At 61.0% G+C, this 15,529-nt stretch carries 21 protein-coding genes and 1 pseudogene; 13 read left to right on the plus strand and 9 right to left on the minus strand.

The genetic code is table 11. From position 1 onward, the window contains the following. Positions 1-87: 87 nt before the first annotated feature. Entirely contained in the window at positions 88-1,059 is a 972-nt protein-coding gene (locus tag AB4X18_RS05860) for an alpha/beta fold hydrolase (RefSeq protein WP_432817177.1), read from the plus strand. A gap of 284 nt (positions 1,060-1,343) precedes the next feature. After that, the gene (locus AB4X18_RS05865) at positions 1,344-2,048 is read left to right on the plus strand and encodes a DUF4386 domain-containing protein (RefSeq protein WP_370399208.1); all 705 of its coding nucleotides are present in this window, start codon (positions 1,344-1,346) and stop codon (positions 2,046-2,048) included. Here the strand turns inward: AB4X18_RS05865 and AB4X18_RS05870 are convergent. The 7 genes and pseudogenes from AB4X18_RS05870 to AB4X18_RS05900 all read right to left on the minus strand — a co-directional run. After that, a pseudogene (locus AB4X18_RS05870) lies at positions 2,045-2,373 on the minus strand (FAD-dependent oxidoreductase); the annotation flags it as partial. The gene AB4X18_RS05865 and the pseudogene AB4X18_RS05870 overlap by 4 nt on opposite strands. 479 nt (positions 2,374-2,852) lie before the next feature. Next, positions 2,853-3,425: a F0F1 ATP synthase subunit B gene (locus AB4X18_RS05875; protein WP_370399209.1), complete on the minus strand. Its 573-nt coding sequence runs from the start codon at positions 3,423-3,425 to the stop codon at positions 2,853-2,855. 3 nt (positions 3,426-3,428) lie between these two features. Further along, a complete protein-coding gene (locus tag AB4X18_RS05880; RefSeq protein ID WP_370399210.1) occupies positions 3,429-3,956 on the minus strand; it encodes a F0F1 ATP synthase subunit B' in 528 nt (175 codons plus the stop codon). 94 nt (positions 3,957-4,050) lie between these two features. Continuing rightward, positions 4,051-4,275, minus strand: coding sequence for a F0F1 ATP synthase subunit C (locus tag AB4X18_RS05885; protein ID WP_011567586.1), 225 nt, complete (start codon positions 4,273-4,275; stop codon positions 4,051-4,053). Between the two features lie 58 nt (positions 4,276-4,333). Further along, the gene (locus tag AB4X18_RS05890; RefSeq protein ID WP_370399211.1) at positions 4,334-5,089 is read right to left on the minus strand and encodes a F0F1 ATP synthase subunit A; all 756 of its coding nucleotides are present in this window, start codon (positions 5,087-5,089) and stop codon (positions 4,334-4,336) included. A gap of 2 nt (positions 5,090-5,091) precedes the next feature. After that, the gene (locus tag AB4X18_RS05895) at positions 5,092-5,466 is read right to left on the minus strand and encodes an AtpZ/AtpI family protein (protein WP_432817178.1); all 375 of its coding nucleotides are present in this window, start codon (positions 5,464-5,466) and stop codon (positions 5,092-5,094) included. Positions 5,467-5,651: 185 nt separating this feature from the next. Next, positions 5,652-6,554, minus strand: a complete 903-nt coding sequence (locus AB4X18_RS05900) for a LysR substrate-binding domain-containing protein (RefSeq protein WP_432817179.1) — start codon at positions 6,552-6,554, stop codon at positions 5,652-5,654. Between the two features lie 362 nt (positions 6,555-6,916). On the opposite strand from AB4X18_RS05900, the gene AB4X18_RS05905 reads away from it, so the two are divergent. Then, complete coding sequence (locus AB4X18_RS05905) at positions 6,917-7,264, plus strand: ArsR/SmtB family transcription factor (RefSeq protein ID WP_370399213.1); 348 nt, start codon at positions 6,917-6,919, stop codon at positions 7,262-7,264. A gap of 114 nt (positions 7,265-7,378) precedes the next feature. Here the strand turns inward: AB4X18_RS05905 and AB4X18_RS05910 are convergent, their stop codons facing one another. Continuing rightward, positions 7,379-8,296 (minus strand): DMT family transporter, encoded by a 918-nt coding sequence (locus AB4X18_RS05910; protein ID WP_370399214.1) that lies wholly within the window; start codon positions 8,294-8,296, stop codon positions 7,379-7,381. Further along, positions 8,293-9,171 carry a LysR family transcriptional regulator gene (locus tag AB4X18_RS05915; RefSeq protein WP_370399215.1) on the minus strand — a complete coding sequence of 293 codons (879 nt, stop codon included), beginning with the start codon at positions 9,169-9,171 and terminating at the stop codon, positions 8,293-8,295. Before AB4X18_RS05915 ends, AB4X18_RS05910 begins: the two co-directional genes overlap by 4 nt. 104 nt (positions 9,172-9,275) lie before the next feature. Between AB4X18_RS05915 and AB4X18_RS05920 the strand changes: the two genes are divergently transcribed. The 10 genes from AB4X18_RS05920 to rpsP all read left to right on the plus strand — a co-directional run bounded on the left by AB4X18_RS05920 (position 9,276) and on the right by rpsP (position 15,527). After that, positions 9,276-9,869 (plus strand): FMN-dependent NADH-azoreductase, encoded by a 594-nt coding sequence (locus tag AB4X18_RS05920; protein ID WP_370399216.1) that lies wholly within the window; start codon positions 9,276-9,278, stop codon positions 9,867-9,869. Positions 9,870-9,900: 31 nt separating this feature from the next. Further along, positions 9,901-10,407, plus strand: a complete 507-nt coding sequence (locus tag AB4X18_RS05925) for a hypothetical protein (RefSeq protein WP_370399217.1) — start codon at positions 9,901-9,903, stop codon at positions 10,405-10,407. Then, entirely contained in the window at positions 10,404-10,880 is a 477-nt protein-coding gene (locus tag AB4X18_RS05930; protein ID WP_370399218.1) for a hypothetical protein, read from the plus strand. Before AB4X18_RS05925 ends, AB4X18_RS05930 begins: the two co-directional genes overlap by 4 nt. Before the next feature lie 229 nt (positions 10,881-11,109). Then, positions 11,110-12,606, plus strand: coding sequence for a signal recognition particle protein (gene ffh / locus AB4X18_RS05935; RefSeq protein ID WP_370399219.1), 1,497 nt, complete (start codon positions 11,110-11,112; stop codon positions 12,604-12,606). Continuing rightward, on the plus strand, positions 12,603-13,127 hold the full coding sequence (locus AB4X18_RS05940; RefSeq protein ID WP_432817180.1) for a GNAT family N-acetyltransferase: 525 nt from the start codon (positions 12,603-12,605) through the stop codon (positions 13,125-13,127). Before ffh ends, AB4X18_RS05940 begins: the two co-directional genes overlap by 4 nt. Beyond that, entirely contained in the window at positions 13,124-13,459 is a 336-nt protein-coding gene (locus AB4X18_RS05945) for an NIPSNAP family protein (RefSeq protein WP_370399221.1), read from the plus strand. The genes AB4X18_RS05940 and AB4X18_RS05945 overlap by 4 nt, the downstream gene beginning before the upstream one ends. Continuing rightward, a complete protein-coding gene (locus tag AB4X18_RS05950; protein WP_370399222.1) occupies positions 13,456-13,983 on the plus strand; it encodes a GNAT family N-acetyltransferase in 528 nt (175 codons plus the stop codon). The genes AB4X18_RS05945 and AB4X18_RS05950 overlap by 4 nt, the downstream gene beginning before the upstream one ends. 5 nt (positions 13,984-13,988) lie before the next feature. Beyond that, a complete protein-coding gene (locus AB4X18_RS05955) occupies positions 13,989-14,501 on the plus strand; it encodes a GNAT family N-acetyltransferase (protein WP_370402585.1) in 513 nt (170 codons plus the stop codon). A gap of 259 nt (positions 14,502-14,760) precedes the next feature. Further along, positions 14,761-15,057 carry a chorismate mutase gene (locus AB4X18_RS05960; protein WP_370399223.1) on the plus strand — a complete coding sequence of 99 codons (297 nt, stop codon included), beginning with the start codon at positions 14,761-14,763 and terminating at the stop codon, positions 15,055-15,057. A 50-nt stretch (positions 15,058-15,107) separates the two neighbouring features. After that, positions 15,108-15,527 (plus strand): 30S ribosomal protein S16, encoded by a 420-nt coding sequence (rpsP, locus tag AB4X18_RS05965; RefSeq protein WP_370399224.1) that lies wholly within the window; start codon positions 15,108-15,110, stop codon positions 15,525-15,527. Positions 15,528-15,529: the final 2 nt, after the last annotated feature.

The following is a 15,529-nucleotide window of genomic DNA, read 5'->3' on the forward strand; positions in this document are numbered from 1 at the left end:
TGCATGAACACTGGCTTCCCAGTCGCGAACCGTGAACTTGCATTCAATGTAGCACCTGCTAGCTTCGTGGTCCGAGGTGTGGTGGTCATGCGATTTACCCGTCGAAATTTTTTTTATTTTGCATCAGTCACTTGCGGGGCCGCCTTGTTTGGCGGCGGGTACGCGGCAGGGTCATATCGGGCAACGCTGACGACCGCTCATGCGCGGATCACGCAGAAAAGCAGTCTGATCAGGACGCGGTTTGGCGATCTTGAATACGCCATCGAAGGCCATGGTGACCCATTCATTATGGTTCACGGCACGGGGGGCGGATTTGACCAGGGTTTGCGATTTTCCGGCGGATTGATCTCCAGCGGGTTCAAAGTCATTGCACCGTCGCGCTTCGGCTATTTGCGCAGCAGCTTCCCCAACGACCCTTCCCCCCAAAACCAGGCGGATTGTCTGGTTGAGCTCATGGATTTTCTGAAGATAGACCAAGTTCCGATTGCGGGCGGTTCGGCCGGGGCCCTTACTGCGGCATACTTCGCCCTGCGCCATCCAAGCCGCTGTTCTCATCTGGTCCTCATTGTACCGGCGATGAACCTTACGCATCAGGACCCTGTCGAATTCACGCGTTTCCAGCGGTTTCTGGTCGGACATCTGCTGTCTTCAGATCGCTGGTTTTGGTGCGCCCAGGCCTTTGCACCAGAACAACTGATCGGCACACTGCTGGCAACAGATCCGGCTCTCCTTGGCACCGTGGACGCGTCAGAGCGCGAAAGAGCTTACCTTATACTGAACGAATTGATGCCAATCAGCCGCCGTTCCCAAGGTATCGCGAATGATGGCAGGACGTCGGGTACACCATCAGATATTGATTTTAGCAAGATCAAGACGCCAACGCTGATCGTTTCCGCTGAGGATGATCGGTTCGGAACGGCACGGTCCGCGCACATCATAAAAGGCAGGCTTCCCTCTGCAAGGCTAGTGATGTTCCCGACTGGCGGTCACATTTGGCTGGGACGAGAGCACGAGCTTGTCAGTGAGATCCGCGATTTTGTTCCTGGCTTGGCGGGTTGACCCACCACATCATCGATCTTGCCTTCCAGGTGCCGCGCCAGTCATTGGCTGGTTTTTGAACGACCGCCATTGAGGGTTTGCAGCAGCCATTTGACAATTAACGTCGGACAAGGCTCACGATCTGACACCTGGATTGGTCACAACCCGGACAAAACTGCCTCACACAAGCGCGGCTCTCACTCACGCGGAACCGATTGTCGGATGCGGCCCGCGCTTGCTGCGATTGATATACATCAACCTGATCGCGCAGCGGGTCCATAGGATCGGCGCTGTCGCTTGAATCAATGGGGACAGCAGGACTGAGCACCGATACTCACTTCGCAGCCTTTTCGTCCGACGCGCCACTGCGGCGTGATGTTGTCACGCGGGCAGTAAGAATTGCAGCAGTCCTGTTCATCGTGGCCACGGCCTCGACCATGGCGGGTCAGATGATCATGGAACAGGTATCTGACACCGCAACAGGGTTTGCTACACAACCGGACCTTGTCGCATTGGCCGTCGTTTTCGAGATCGCCAATGGGCTGGCAAGCGCGGGAATTGCGCTGGCTTTCTATCCCGTTCTGCGCCGGGTGTCTGAACTGACAGCGACGGGATACCTGGGATTGCGCATTGTGGAGGGTGCGCTGGGTATCGCGGCGGCGGCTGGCCTGATGATGATCACTGCGCTGGAACCGGGTCCGTCAGCGTGGGCCATGGATTACCACGACGCCACGTTTCTTCTGGTTCTTATCGTCTTTAGCTGTGGCACCTTCTGCTTTTATCCGGCGCTGCTCAAATACCGGCTCGTGCCGCGCCTTCTGTCTGTCTGGGGTCTGCTCGGCGGGCTGTTGTTGCTGGTCTCCTGCCTTTTGATCCTTTTTGGTCGGATCGAGAGTGGTGGGACACCGGATCTCATCCTTTCGCTACCTATCTGGATCAACGAAATGGTTCTGGCCGTCTGGCTGCTTGCACGCGGACTTGATCTGAGCAGCGCGCAATTATCCCCCTAAACCTTCACCCGCTCCGACATTGGATCGTACATCGGCTTCAACGAAGCTTCCGCCCGCACCCGTGTGCCCGCCACGTCGATTTCGTAGGTCGAAGCCAGCACGTCCGCCGCCGCCTCGCCCTTGCAGGGCACATATCCCAGCCCCATCGCCCCGCCCAGCACGTCGGCCGCCGGAACTGCACCATCCGCGCCGCCAGTCCTGCGTCCTTCTTGCGCATCACCGCGTCGCGGCCGATGAAATCGGGCTTGTCGGTCTTGACCGCGAAACCAAGGCCCGCTTCCAGCACGTGATCCTCGGGCGTGATGTCATGGCCGAAGTGGCGGAACGGAACGAGGACATCGCGCGGTGGCGGCTGACGCATGGGCAGGAGAGGTAAAGGGGTGGAGAGATCGGGAAGCGGAAGTTCACTGCGTTTTGCGCCAGAGTAGTCTAAGTGGGTTTCGCTGCCTTTTACAGAAGTGACCACGCGCGCCGGATAGCGTCAGACCGCGCGGTGGTGCAAATACATCTCGACTAAGCACCTAATGGCAGAAAAGCATGTCCGACAGAACAAAGCTTGTATCTGCGGCAGACAAAGCGCCGGCCCGATCGGGCGGTCTGGCGCTGCCCGGCAGCTACGCCATGATTCCGGGTGGGTAAGTCAAGGAAACGTACGCTTTGGGCTTTAGGTCACCAACCGGCACGCCCAATCGGCCCGGAATCAAGGCTGCTTGCAGCCTTACGGCAGCGTTCCGGGTGGTATGGCTGGAACAAAAAAGCCCCGGGGAAACCGGGGCCTTTCTTAGCTCTTAAACCAAACCGCGTTCAGTGCAGCTTGGCATCCACCTGCGCAATCGCATCGTCAATAAGCGAATTGCCTTCGGCAGCGGTCATCTGTTTGGCGATAACATCGCGGGCGGCGGCGATGGCGATGGTGATCGCCTGATCGCGTACCGCCTTGACGGCAGCGCCCTGGGCAGAGGCGATCTGGTCCTCGGCGGCAGCCATGCGGCGTTCGAGGGACTTGGCCAGATCAACGCGGGCCTGCTCTGCTGCAAGCTTGGCTTCCTCGCGGGCGGCAGAGACGATGCGGTCGGCCTGATCCTGCACTTCCTTCTGCTTGCGCTCATAGCTGGCCAGCAGCGATTGCGCTTCTTCCCGCAGGGCGCGGGCCTCGTCCAGGTCAGACTTGATGCCATCCGCGCGGCTGTCCAGCATCCCGCCAAGCAGGCCGGGTACCTTGAAATAGAACAGCACGGCGATGAACAGCAGGAAGGCCAGCAGCACCACGAAGTCGGTGTTCTTCAGTGAAAAGAACACATCGCCCGCCGCAAATGCCGGGGAAGCAATCGCAGTGGCGATCAGGGCGGGAACGGTCAGTCGGAAAAGACGCGTCATGGATTACCCTTTCATCCGTGCGGTGACCGCGGAAGTCACGGTCTTGGCGTCGGCCTTGCCACCCATGGCGGCAACGATTTCCTTCGCGGTATCCTTGGCGACAACCTTGACGCTGTCCAGCGCACCGGCGCGGATTTCGTCAATGGCTTTCTGGGATTCAGCGGATTTTGCTGCGATCTCCGCGTCGGCCTTGGCGATGGCGGTATCAAGGTCCGCCTGAATGTCCGCCTTGGTCTCTGCCACGATGCGTTGCGCCTCCGCGCGGGCATCGACAAGGGCCTTTTTGTAAGCTTCTTCGGCCTCTGCGGCTTTCACCTTGAGGTCCTCGGCCGCTGCAATGTCGTTGGTGATCGTGCCCTGACGTTCTGCCAGAACCGCACCGATGCGCGGCAACGCCACGCGGGACAGGATCAGGTAGGTCGCAATAAGCGCCAGCACCAGCCAGAAGATCTGGTTCCCCCATGTGGAGAAATCCAGCTGCGGCATGCCGGGGGCCGCGTCTGCGGCTGCGGATGTTGTTTCGGTTGCCATCTTGGCGTCTCCTCGGGAAACTTGGAACCTACGCTGGGCAGATACATGGTATCACGTATCTACCCGCTCGTAAGGATGTCAGTCTCTGAAGGTCTTAGACAGCAAACATCAGCAGCAGCGCGACGAGGAAGGCGAAGATGCCCAGAGCCTCGGCGAAGGCGATGCCGATGAAGAGTGTTGCTGTTTGGGAAGCGGCGGCAGAGGGATTGCGCAGCGCGCCTGCCAGGTAGTTGCCGGCCACGTTACCAACCCCGATGGCTGCTGCGCCAGAACCGATTGCTGCCAGACCTGCGCCGATGTGTGCGAGTTCGCCTTCCATGTGAATTCTCCTTACGATTGGAAGTTGAGTATTTGGACGGGTTTTGAGGTCGCCCGAATTAGTGATGCGGGTGAAGTGCGTCTTTCAGATAGACGCACGTCAGGATCGTGAAGACGTAGGCCTGGATGAAGGACACAAGGACCTCCAAGCCGTACATTGCCGTGATGCCGAGGATCGCGATGGGGCTGACGGCGGTGATGGCCGCAAAACCCGCGAAGACCTTGATCACCGCGTGGCCCGCCATGACGTTGCCCGCCAGACGAATGGAGTGGCTGACCGGGCGCACAAAATAGGAGATCAGTTCGATAATCGCCAGAATGGGCCGCAGCGCGAGGGGCGCGGAGGCGACCCAGAACAGGCTCAGGAAACCCGCGCCGTTCTTGACGAAGCCGAGGATCGTCACTGTCAGGAAGACAGCCATTGCCAGCACCACGGTCACGGCGAAATGCGACGTGGGTGTGAAGGCGGTGGGGATCAGGCCCAGAAAGTTGGCGCAGACGATGAACATGAACAGCGTCATGATGTAGGGGAAGAACTTCAGCCCCTCCTTGCCACAGATGTCTTCGACCATCTTGTGCACAAAGCCATAGGCCAGTTCGGCCACCGATTGCATGCGCGTCGGGATGATCGCGCGTTTGGAGCTTGCGAGAACGAGAAGCGCGAAGGTCGCCAGAACGGCAAAGGCCATCCAGAGCGTTGCATTGGTCACCGTGTACCATGCGACGCCATCCCCCCCGCCGAACAGCGGTTTGATGATGAACTGGTCCATCGGGTGGAAAACCAGACCGCCTTCTTCGCCTTTTGCGTCCGCCATTCTCAGGCTCCCTCATTCTTGCCGCTTTGCGGCGTGTCGTCTTTGCCGCTGGGCGGCGTATCGTTCTCGGCAGCCTCAGCCACCTGTTTTTCCTGCACTTCACGTGCAGAGTTCAGCATGGTCTTCACCCCGGCCGCGAGGCCCAGCATGGTGAAGATCACCATGAATATGGGCAATGTGCCAAACAGCCAGTCCAGCCCGTATCCCATGCCGAAACCGATCCCAAGACCGGCCACAAGTTCAATCACCATCCGCCAGGCAAGCTGCGCCTGTGAATAATGCTCATCCGCGCGGGGGGTCGGCTCAGAACGACGTTTCGCAGCGTCGATCTTGGCCTCTAGCCGCTCCATCCGTCGCTTTTGGTCCGGATCGGTCACGTCGCTGTCCCCAGTTGGATGCTAGGGGAGGAGATACCGATGTGAAGGGGGGGAGTCAACGCAGGTGAAACGGGGAGTAACCAGCTGAAAAGGCTTGAAATTAACTAGCTCCATCAGCTGCCTTCGCCTCGCTCGGGCTGTCATGGAGGCGTATTCACATATTCAACCAAGCGGTTGATTATTGATTAGCCAGCGCTCCGCCAAGGCGCGCTTTCCTCCAGCAGCCAGTCGCGGAATACCCGCACCGCTTTGCGGCGCATCGCCCCTTCGGAACGCACCAGATAGAACCCACCGGACCGAAAACCGACGTCGGACACCTGCGTCAGCCTTCCGGCCTGCGCGTCGTTGTCCACAACTTCGCCCGAGATGAGGATGATCGCCTGACCTGCCAATGCGGCCTCATAGGCCATCGGGGATCGCATGTACCAGTTGAACGTCGGCGCGTCTTCCTCCGGGATGCCGGCGGCCTTGCACCAGCGGGTCCAGCTGTCACTGCCCCGGTCGCGGAGCAGCGGAAAGGTCAGAAGATCGCGGGGGTCTTCTGCCGGAGCAGCCAAGAGCCCGGGCGATGCAAAGGGATAGAGCGGGGCGTCGCTGATCAGTTCGGACAAAGGGTATTTGCCGCCCGGATGCACGAAGCGCAGGGCAAGGTCGGCCTCGTAGCGGTCCACATCCGCGAGGCGTTTGGAGGCTTCGATGCGCACCTCCACCTCCGGGTGCTTGGTGTAGAAGTCGGAAAGGCGCGGGATCAGCCATTTGGCCGCAAAGAGCGGTTCGGAATTGATCCAGACAACCCCCTCGGGCACCTCCGCCATGTCGTCTGTGGCTTGCGCGATTGCCTCCAGCGCAGGGGAGATTTCAGCAAGATACGCCGCCCCTTCGCGGGTCAGGGCAAGGCCACGGGACTGAAGGCGGAACAATTGCACGCCCAGACGGTCTTCCAGCCCCCGCACGTGGCGGCTGATGGAGGAATGGCTGACGCGCAATTCCTCTGCGGCACGGCTGAAACTTTGATGTCGTCCGGCCGCTTCGAAGGCACGCAGGGCATTGAGGGGCGGCAAGGGCAGGGGCATTTTGGATTTGTGCATTTTATGCACATGACGTGTCAAGCAATTGTCTTTGTCACGTGAACGCCTTTGCGAGATATTACACAGGTATAACAGTAATAAGAACCATCAGATGATCTCAGCAGCCACAGAAGCGCGCCTGCGCGACCGGGGAATATGTGCCGAAATGACATACATTAAATACGTGCTTGCCCTGTTGAAACGGTGGCGTGCCCGCCAGAGGCATCCGCATGTGCGGTCGTTGAACGCCCATCACGCCCGCGATATCGGCCTTTCAGACGCCGATCTGAAGTGGCTCAGATACCAGCATCCGTCACAGACTATGCATCACCCGCGCGTTTGAGCGGCTTTCCCTGACGGGCTTCACGGGCTATCACGCAGATATGTCAGCCCCGCTTGATCAGGTATTTGCAGCCCTTGCCGATCCCACCCGACGTGCGATCCTTGCAATGTTATTGGAAGATGACATGGCAGTGACGGATGTTGCGGACCCGTTCGAGATGTCTTTGGCCGCGATTTCAAAGCATCTTGGGGTACTGACCGCCGCAGGTCTGATCACGCAGGAAAAGCGCGGGCGGGTCAAATGGTGCAAGCTGGAACCCGACGCCATGCGCGATGCATCGATCTGGATGCAAGGCTTTGGTCAGTTCGAGCCGGTGAATCTGGACGCTTTTGAGCGGTTCCTGGCGTCGGAATTGCCGGAAGACCGCACAAAAGACGATACCGTCTGAAATCAGAGCACGAAGCCGATGATAGCTGCGACGATGACGATAAGCCCAACAAGATAGATAATGCGGTTCATGGTTTCCCCCTTTGCATTCAGTGTGCAGGGGTAACACCTGAACTCACACGCTTGTTCCGCGTGATCGCGCTTTTGCGTGCAGGCCGTCATCACGCAGCAGCAAGAGCAGCGCGCCAACAGTCAGGCCAACGCCGAGCAGAACCAGTGCAACCGGCGCGCGGTTGCCCAGCGCGATTTCCCAGACGATTACCCATGTCGGCGTCAGATAGGTATAGGCCATGACCTTGGCCGACGGCAGGCGCATCGTGGCGTATTGGACCAGCACGACGGTGATCGCCGTGGCAAAAACACAAGTGTAAAACAGGGTCACCCAGACGCGTCCAGGCAGGGTCGCCCAATCCACCAACCGCAACTCCGGCCATGCGTAGGCCGTCAGCAGCACCGCCCCCGCGACGGTGGTGCCAAACGACAGGATCACGGCGGTTTCCCCCCGGTTCAACCGCGCCACCATCGGCGTATAGACCGCGTGCGCAATGCAGCCGACGAAATAGATCGCCTCCCCCTGACCCACATCGAAAGCCGCGAGCGCGGCAAGGTCCGCGCGAAAGATCACCCATAGCGCGCCGATGGCCCCGATCCCCAGTGCCGTCGCCATGCGGGGCGTCAGCACCTGCCGCAACAACAGCCAGCCAAACAGCGCCGACATGAGCGGCACCAGTGTGAACACGGCCGCGGCCGACACCGGCGGCGCGGATTTCAGCCCCTCGAACATCAGCACGAAGTAGATACCGAACAAGCCCCCAAGGACGGCAAAGCGCCATGGCGCGTGAAAGCTGCCCTTCGGTGCGCCGCCCCGCCACCAGACCAGCGCCCCCAGAATGACCGACGCCAGCCCAAAGCGCAGCGCGGTAAAGGCGGCGGGGTCGATATCGTTTGCTGACCGCGCGCCAAGCGAAAACGACCCCGCAACCAGCGCCGAAAACGCCAGCATTGCCAGATGGCCGCTTGCCGCAGGGCTCATACAGGTTGCCCGCGCATGTGATCCTTGATGAAGCCCAGAAGGGCCTGCACTTTGCTGGTGCGGTGTAGATCCACGTGCGTGACCAGCCACAGCGGCCCGACCCATTCCGGGCGCGGCGGGTGGATTTGGACGAGGTCGGGATAACTCTCGGCAAGGGTGACGCCCATGAAGCCGATCCCCGCGCCCGACAAGAGTGCGGCGTCGGCGACGTGGCTTTCGGTGCAACGGAAGCTGATCGCCTCCAGCGGCACGTTTTCGCGCAGCCAGATGTATTGCGGTGCACGGCTGTTGCTGTCGTCCGCGCCGATAAAGCGGTGTTTGGGATAATCTTCGGGGCCCTCCGGCACACCGTGCTTATCGACGTAGCAGCGGCTGGCATAGGGGGCCATGGGCATATCGGCCAGCGGCTGCACGACATTGTCGGGCTGATCGGGTGCCGTGCCCGCGCGAATGGCCACATGCGCTTCGCCATATTCGAGCCGAAACAGGCGGTCGCCGGTGAGATAGCGCAGAATGACCTCCGGATAGGTGTCTTGAAATTCAGTCAACAGTGGCACCATCATCCGCGATAACGACGCAAGTGATGTCACCACCAGTTCACCCGAGACATCTGCCCCGCGCCCCTTGATGCGGCCGGCAAGCTGGCTGAACTGATCATCGGTGGTCTGCGCGACCCGCAACAGGTCCTGACCGGCCTCGGTCGGCGTGTAACCGCGCGCGTGGCGCTGAAACAGCTTCACCCCCAACTGGCCTTCAAGCGCGTCAATATGCCGGATCACCGTGGCATGGTGGACGCCCAGCACCTCTGCCGCACCGCTGACAGTACCGTTGCGCGCGACCTGATATGCTGTGCGGATTTCATCCCAGTTTTCCATATGACCACCTGTGCAATTTTCAACACTCACTGCGCCATTCTGGACGTTGCGTTCATAAATGCAAGGGTCAATCTAATGGGGAAGCAACCCTGAAAGGATATGAAATGAAACTTTTGCGTATTGATAGCTCCGCCACCATCGAAGGTTCGGTCACGCGTGACCTGACGGACCGTGTTGTTGCCACCCTTGCCCCGGACGCGGTGACCATCCGCGATCTGGCGGCCACCCCCCTGCCCCAGATCACCGCCGATTGGATCACAGCACGCACGGTGGCGGAAAACGGGCGCAGCGACGCGCAGCGTGCCGAACTTGCCGTGTCGGACAACCTGATCGGGGAACTGATTGAGGCCGATACGTTGGTGATCGGCCTGCCCGTCTACAATTTCTCCGTCCCTGCAGCATTGAAGGCTTGGATTGACCTTGTCGCCCGTGTCGGCGTGACGTTCCGCTACACCCCCGATGGCCCCGAGGGACTGCTGAAGGGTAAGCGCGCGATTATCGCCATGGCCTCAGGCGGGACGGCGGCTGGCTCCGAAATCGACTTTGCCAGCGGCTATTTGCAGCATTTTCTTGGCTTCATCGGCATCACCGATGTCACGCTGATTGCCGCCGACGCGCTGGCCAAGGACCCCGACGGTACGCTGGCCCGCGCGCATGCCGCCATCGACAGTCTGGAATCGATGCATCAAGCGGCTTGAGCCCTCGAATCCAGCAAAGCATACTGTCCGCATGCGTCGCGTTTCCGGTCAGATGTATGTGAAGGAGCGCAGCCCCGATCGGCTGCGCTTGACCTACGTGAAATGGTTTCCCGGTGTGGCCGTCGGGCTGGTCGCGGTCGTGCTGGTGCTGGCGGCCGTGACTCTTTTCAGGTCGGGGGGTGTCTTGCCGGGTCTTGGGGCCTTGACCTGCGCGGCGGCTTCGGCGGCAACCTGCGGGATCACCCTGCGGCAGGTCACGGTGGTGCTGGATGCGACCCTTGGCATCGTGCATGTGCACAACGGCCCGATCAGGCGGCGCAGCGTGCGCAGCGCGCCACTGGCCATGCTGCAAGGTGCGGAAGTAGAAACCGACCCCGAAAGCACCATCGCCGCGAAACGCCTGCTTTTGCGGTTCGAGGATCGCCCGCCTTGGTCAGTGACGCAGAGATCTTTCGTCGGCGATGGTCCGCGCCGCACGGCAACGGTGGTGAACACATGGCTGGCCAGCCATGGATCCCGCCCGGAGGACGGGCCGTGAAAGCTACACGCGACACGCCCGACCAGCTGATCCTTGAAAACAACCCCATCTGGCTGGTGGTCTTCATCAATCTCTTTGCGCTTGTCTTCGTTGCCGTGGGACTGTTCATGCTTCCTGACCAGCTTTTGGTCGGCATCGCCATTACCTTGGGTGGTCTGCTGATGGCGGTCGCCTTCAACCTTGCCTTTGCAAGGCGCACCCAACTCATCCTTGATCGTACCGCCAACCGGATCGAGCTGCGGCGCAGGTCGCTGCTGGCCTACTACAGGCAGGTCTGGAGCGTGAAAGACGTACCCCGTGCCATCCTGCAGACCAGCATGAGCGGCGACAGCCCCACCTATCGCGCAGCACTTGAAGTCCATCTGTACGGGCGGGACGAAATCCATCCGATCACATTGGTCTATACCTCCGGCCAGGGGCCTTCCCGAGCGGTGGCGCAAATCAACGACTGGCTCAATCGGAACCGCCCCTGATTGACAGCCGCCGCACAAAGGCCTAAAGCCAAGCCAATTCCCGGAAGCACTGTCTTCCGGTCCCGGCACGCCTGTCGGGATCGCCCTCCGTCAGCGCGTTGCGCCCACGGGGGTAAAACTGCATTGTTTTACCTTCGTCGATCATGACATCCGGGGCGTTTGTGCATTCAAGCGGCGCTTCCTACATTGGGGGCATCCCCGCAACCGAACCGACGAAAGGGCCTGGCCCATGTTTGAGAACCTCAGCGAACGCCTCTCCGGCGTCTTTGACCGCCTGACCAAGCAGGGCGCGCTCAACGAAGACGATGTGAAGACCGCCCTGCGCGAAGTGCGTGTGGCGTTGTTGGAGGCGGACGTGTCCCTGCCGGTTGCGCGCGATTTCGTCAAGGCGGTGCAGGATCAGGCCACCGGGCAGGCAGTGACAAAATCCGTCACCCCCGGCCAGCAGGTCGTCAAGATCGTGCACGACGCGCTGATTGACGTCCTCAAGGGTGAAGGGGAGCCGGGATCCCTGAAGGTGGACAACCCGCCCGCACCGATCCTGATGGTCGGCCTGCAGGGCGGCGGCAAGACGACAACGACCGCCAAGCTCGCCAAACGTCTGACGGAGAAAGATGGCAAACGCGTGCTGATGGCCTCGCTCGACGTGAACCGCCCCGCCGCGATGGAGCAGCTTGCAATCCTCGGAACGCAGATCGGCGTGGACACCCTGCCTATCGTTAAGGGCGAAGACCCTGTCGCCATCGCCAAGCGCGCCAAGACCCAAGCCGGTCTGGGTGGTTACGATGTCTATATGCTGGACACCGCGGGGCGTCTTTCCATCGACGAAGAACTGATGTCACAAGTCCAGGCCGTCCGGGACGTAGCCAACCCGCGCGAGACATTGCTGGTGGTCGATGGCCTGACCGGTCAGGACGCGGTGCACACCGCAGAAAACTTCGACGAACGCATCGGCATTTCCGGCGTGGTGCTGACCCGGATGGACGGCGATGGGCGCGGCGGGGCTGCGCTGTCGATGCGGGCGGTCACAGGCAAACCGATCAAGTTTGTTGGCCTCGGCGAAAAGATGGACGCGCTGGAAACCTTCGAGCCTGAGCGCATCGCGGGCCGGATCCTGGGCATGGGCGACATCGTCGCATTGGTCGAAAAGGCGCAGGAAACCATCGAGGCCGAACAGGCCGAAAAGATGATGAAGCGCATGGCGAAGGGTCAGTTCAATATGAACGACCTCAAGATGCAGCTTGAACAGATGATCAAGATGGGCGGCATGCAAGGCATGATGGGCATGATGCCCGGCATGGGCAAAATGGCCAAACAGGTCGAAGATGCGGGCCTTGATGACAATGTCCTCAAGCAGCAGATCGCGCTCATTCAGTCGATGACGAAGAAGGAACGCGCCAACCCCCAGCTTCTGCAGGCCAGCCGCAAGAAACGCATCGCGCGCGGTGCCGGCATGGAGGTGTCAGAGCTCAACAAGCTGATGAAGATGCACCGCCAGATGTCCGACATGATGAAGAAGATGGGCAAGATGGGTAAGGGCGGCATGCTCAAACAGGCGATGAAGGGCATGATGGGCAAGGGTGGCATGGACCCCGCCGCCATGGCGCAGGGGATGGACCCCAAGGCGTTGGAAGCCGCCGCACGCCAGATGGGTGGCAAGATGCCCGGCATGGGCGGCGGCATGGGCCTGCCCCCAGGTCTGTCGGGGTTCGGCAAGAAGAAATGACGCAACCGCTCACAAACGCGCCTCGGCTCACAACCGACAGGTTGATCCTGCGCGGTCCTCTGCAGGAGGACCTGCCGGCCATGACGCGTTTTATCACGTCCAGCCTCCAACTTGCCGCTGTTGAGGATATCGGTGGTCCACATGATGCGTGGTACGGCATGATGATCGGGATCGGCCATTGGCAGTGGTTCGGATACGGTTTCTTTACGCTGCAAAAACCAGATGACCCGGCACCTTTGGGCCGGGTTGGGCTGCTAAACCACGAGAATTGGCCACAGCCGGAACTGGCGTGGCACCTCTATGAGGATGCAATTGGCCAGGGTTATGCGTCTGAGGCAGCCGTCGCCGTGCGGTCTTGGGCCGCAAAGACCCACAACCTCACACAATTGGTCAGCTACATTGACACCAACAACGCACCGTCACAGGCCGTGGCAAAGCGGCTGGGTGCCGCAACCGACGGGACCCGCGCGCCACACGAACCCGAGGCTGAAATCTGGGTCCACCAAAAGGTGGCCGCATGATCACCTGCACGCTGACATACCGCATCGACCCCTATCAGGTCGCCGCTTTCGAGACCTATGCAAAGGTCTGGATCCATCTGGTGAACCGGATGGGCGGTCAGCATCACGGCTATTTCCTGCCCCATGAAGGGGCGAATGACGTCGCCTGGGCGATGTTTTCCTTCGCATCGCTGGCGGCCTACGAGGAGTACCGCACCGAAATTGCGCAGGATCCCGAGTGTCAGGCGGCCTTTGCCCATGCCGAAAAAACCCGCTGCATCCGCAGCTACGACCGAACCTTCACGCGCCCGGTGCTGAATGGCGCGGCCCCGTCTGAACTGGGGTTGGCATGACGACGCGCCTCACCATCCCCACCATAGAGACCGAGAACCTGCGCCTGCGCTGTCCCGAGTTGGACGACTTTGAGGCTTTCGCCGCCTTCCGCCTCAGCGACCGGTCCGAACATGTGGGCGGGCCCTGCACCCGCACGCAGGCCTTCGACAAGCTGTCAGAGATCATCGGCCACTGGCATCTGCGCGGCTATGGCCGCTGGATGGTGGCGGACAAGGCCACGGACAAAGCTTTGGGCGTCGTCGGTCCCTTCTATCCCGACGACTGGCCCGAACCGGAAATCGCCTGGTCCGTCTTTGCCGGTGCAGAAGGGCGCGGCGTGGCATTTGAAGCCTCCGTTGCGGCGCGCCGCTTTGCCTATGACACGCTGGGCTGGCCCACCGCGATCAGCTGCATCAGCCCCGGCAACACCCGCTCCGTTGCCTTGGCCGAACGGCTTGGTGCGGTGAGGGAGGACGATTTTACAACCGTCGATGGGCTGCACCTGCAGGTCTACCGCCACCCCGCGCCGGAGGCCCTGTCGTGATCGCGATGACCGATCATATCCCCGTGGTCGAGACAGACCGCCTGCGCCTGCGGGCGCCGCATCTGGACGATCTGCCCACGCTTACCGGGTTCTACGGATCGGAACGCAGCCATTGGGTCGGCGGTCCGCTGGACGCCCGCGCGGCACATCGGTCGATGCTGTCGGTCATCGGCAGCTGGGCGCTGCGGGGGTATGGCTTGTGGTACGTCGCCGACAAGGACAGCGACGGGTTCCTCGGCTGGGCCGGGATCATCTTCGCTCCCGGCTGGCACGAGCCGGAACTGGGCTGGACTGTAATGGAGGAGGCCGAGGGCAAGGGCATCGCTTTCGAAGCTGTATCCACCGCGCGCAACTACGCCGCCCGCCATCTGGGCCAGGATGGCGTGATCAGCTATATAGACCCTGAAAATACCCGCTCCGCGGCGCTGGCCAGCCGCCTTGGCGCCACGCTGGAGCGGGAAGATACCTTCCTCGACCACCCCGTTCACATCTACCGCCACCCAAAGGAGGCCGCATGATACGCCCTCTTCCCCTCACCGGTGATTCTGTTCGGGGTCAAGGATCGCGCAGCGACCAATCTCCGATTGGCCCGTCCTTGAGGCCGGACGGAATCGCCACCCACCCTTGTCGAGGTGCCTTGAGGACACATGTGTCCCTCAAGCGCCTCTCAGCCAAAGGGGCGGACATGGCCACGGGTACCACGCCGCCATCCGGGGCTCAGCCCGCATCACGTACCAATAATCGTGTCGCGCGTCAGCGCGTCCGGGGGATCAGACCATGACAGATGCCGTAATGCGCGCCGCGGAGGTTCTCAAGGAACACCGCGCCTCCATCGACCGCCTCGACGCGATCCTCGTCTACACCCTGGGCGAGCGGTTCAAACACACGCAGGCTGTGGGGAAACTCAAAGCCGAACACGACCTTCCCCCGTCCGATCCGACCCGCGAAGCGGATCAGATCGCGCGGCTTGAAGATTTGGCAAACCGGGCCGATCTGGATCCCGAATTTGCCAAGAAGTTTCTTAACTTCATCATCGCTGAAGTCATTCAGCACCATCAACAACACCAAACGTAGGGTGTGCATTCACAGCGCACCAAACAACATCAACCAAAGGACTATACACCATGGCTATGAAAATTCGTCTCGCCCGCGGCGGCTCCAAGAAACGCCCCTTCTACCGGATCGTTGCAGCTGACAGCCGCATGCCCCGCGACGGCCGCTTCATCGAAAAGCTCGGCACCTACAACCCGCTGCTGCCCAAGGACAGCGAAGAGCGCGTGAAGATGGAGGTCGAGAAGGTCCAGGAATGGATCTCCAAGGGCGCGCAGCCCACCGACCGTGTGCGCCGCATGCTGGAAGCCGCAGGCGCAATGCCTAAGGCAGAGCGGAACAACCCCAACAAGGGCACGCCCGGCAAGAAAGCCCAGGAGCGTGCGCAGGAGAAAGCCGACAAGGCAGCCGCCGCTGAGGAAGCTGCAAACGCGCCCGCCGAAGAGGCACCCGCAGCAGAAGAAGCGCCCGCCGAAGAAGCCGCTTCCGAGTAAGC

The organism is Sulfitobacter rhodophyticola (assembly GCF_041281685.2).
Classification (GTDB): domain Bacteria; phylum Pseudomonadota; class Alphaproteobacteria; order Rhodobacterales; family Rhodobacteraceae; genus Sulfitobacter.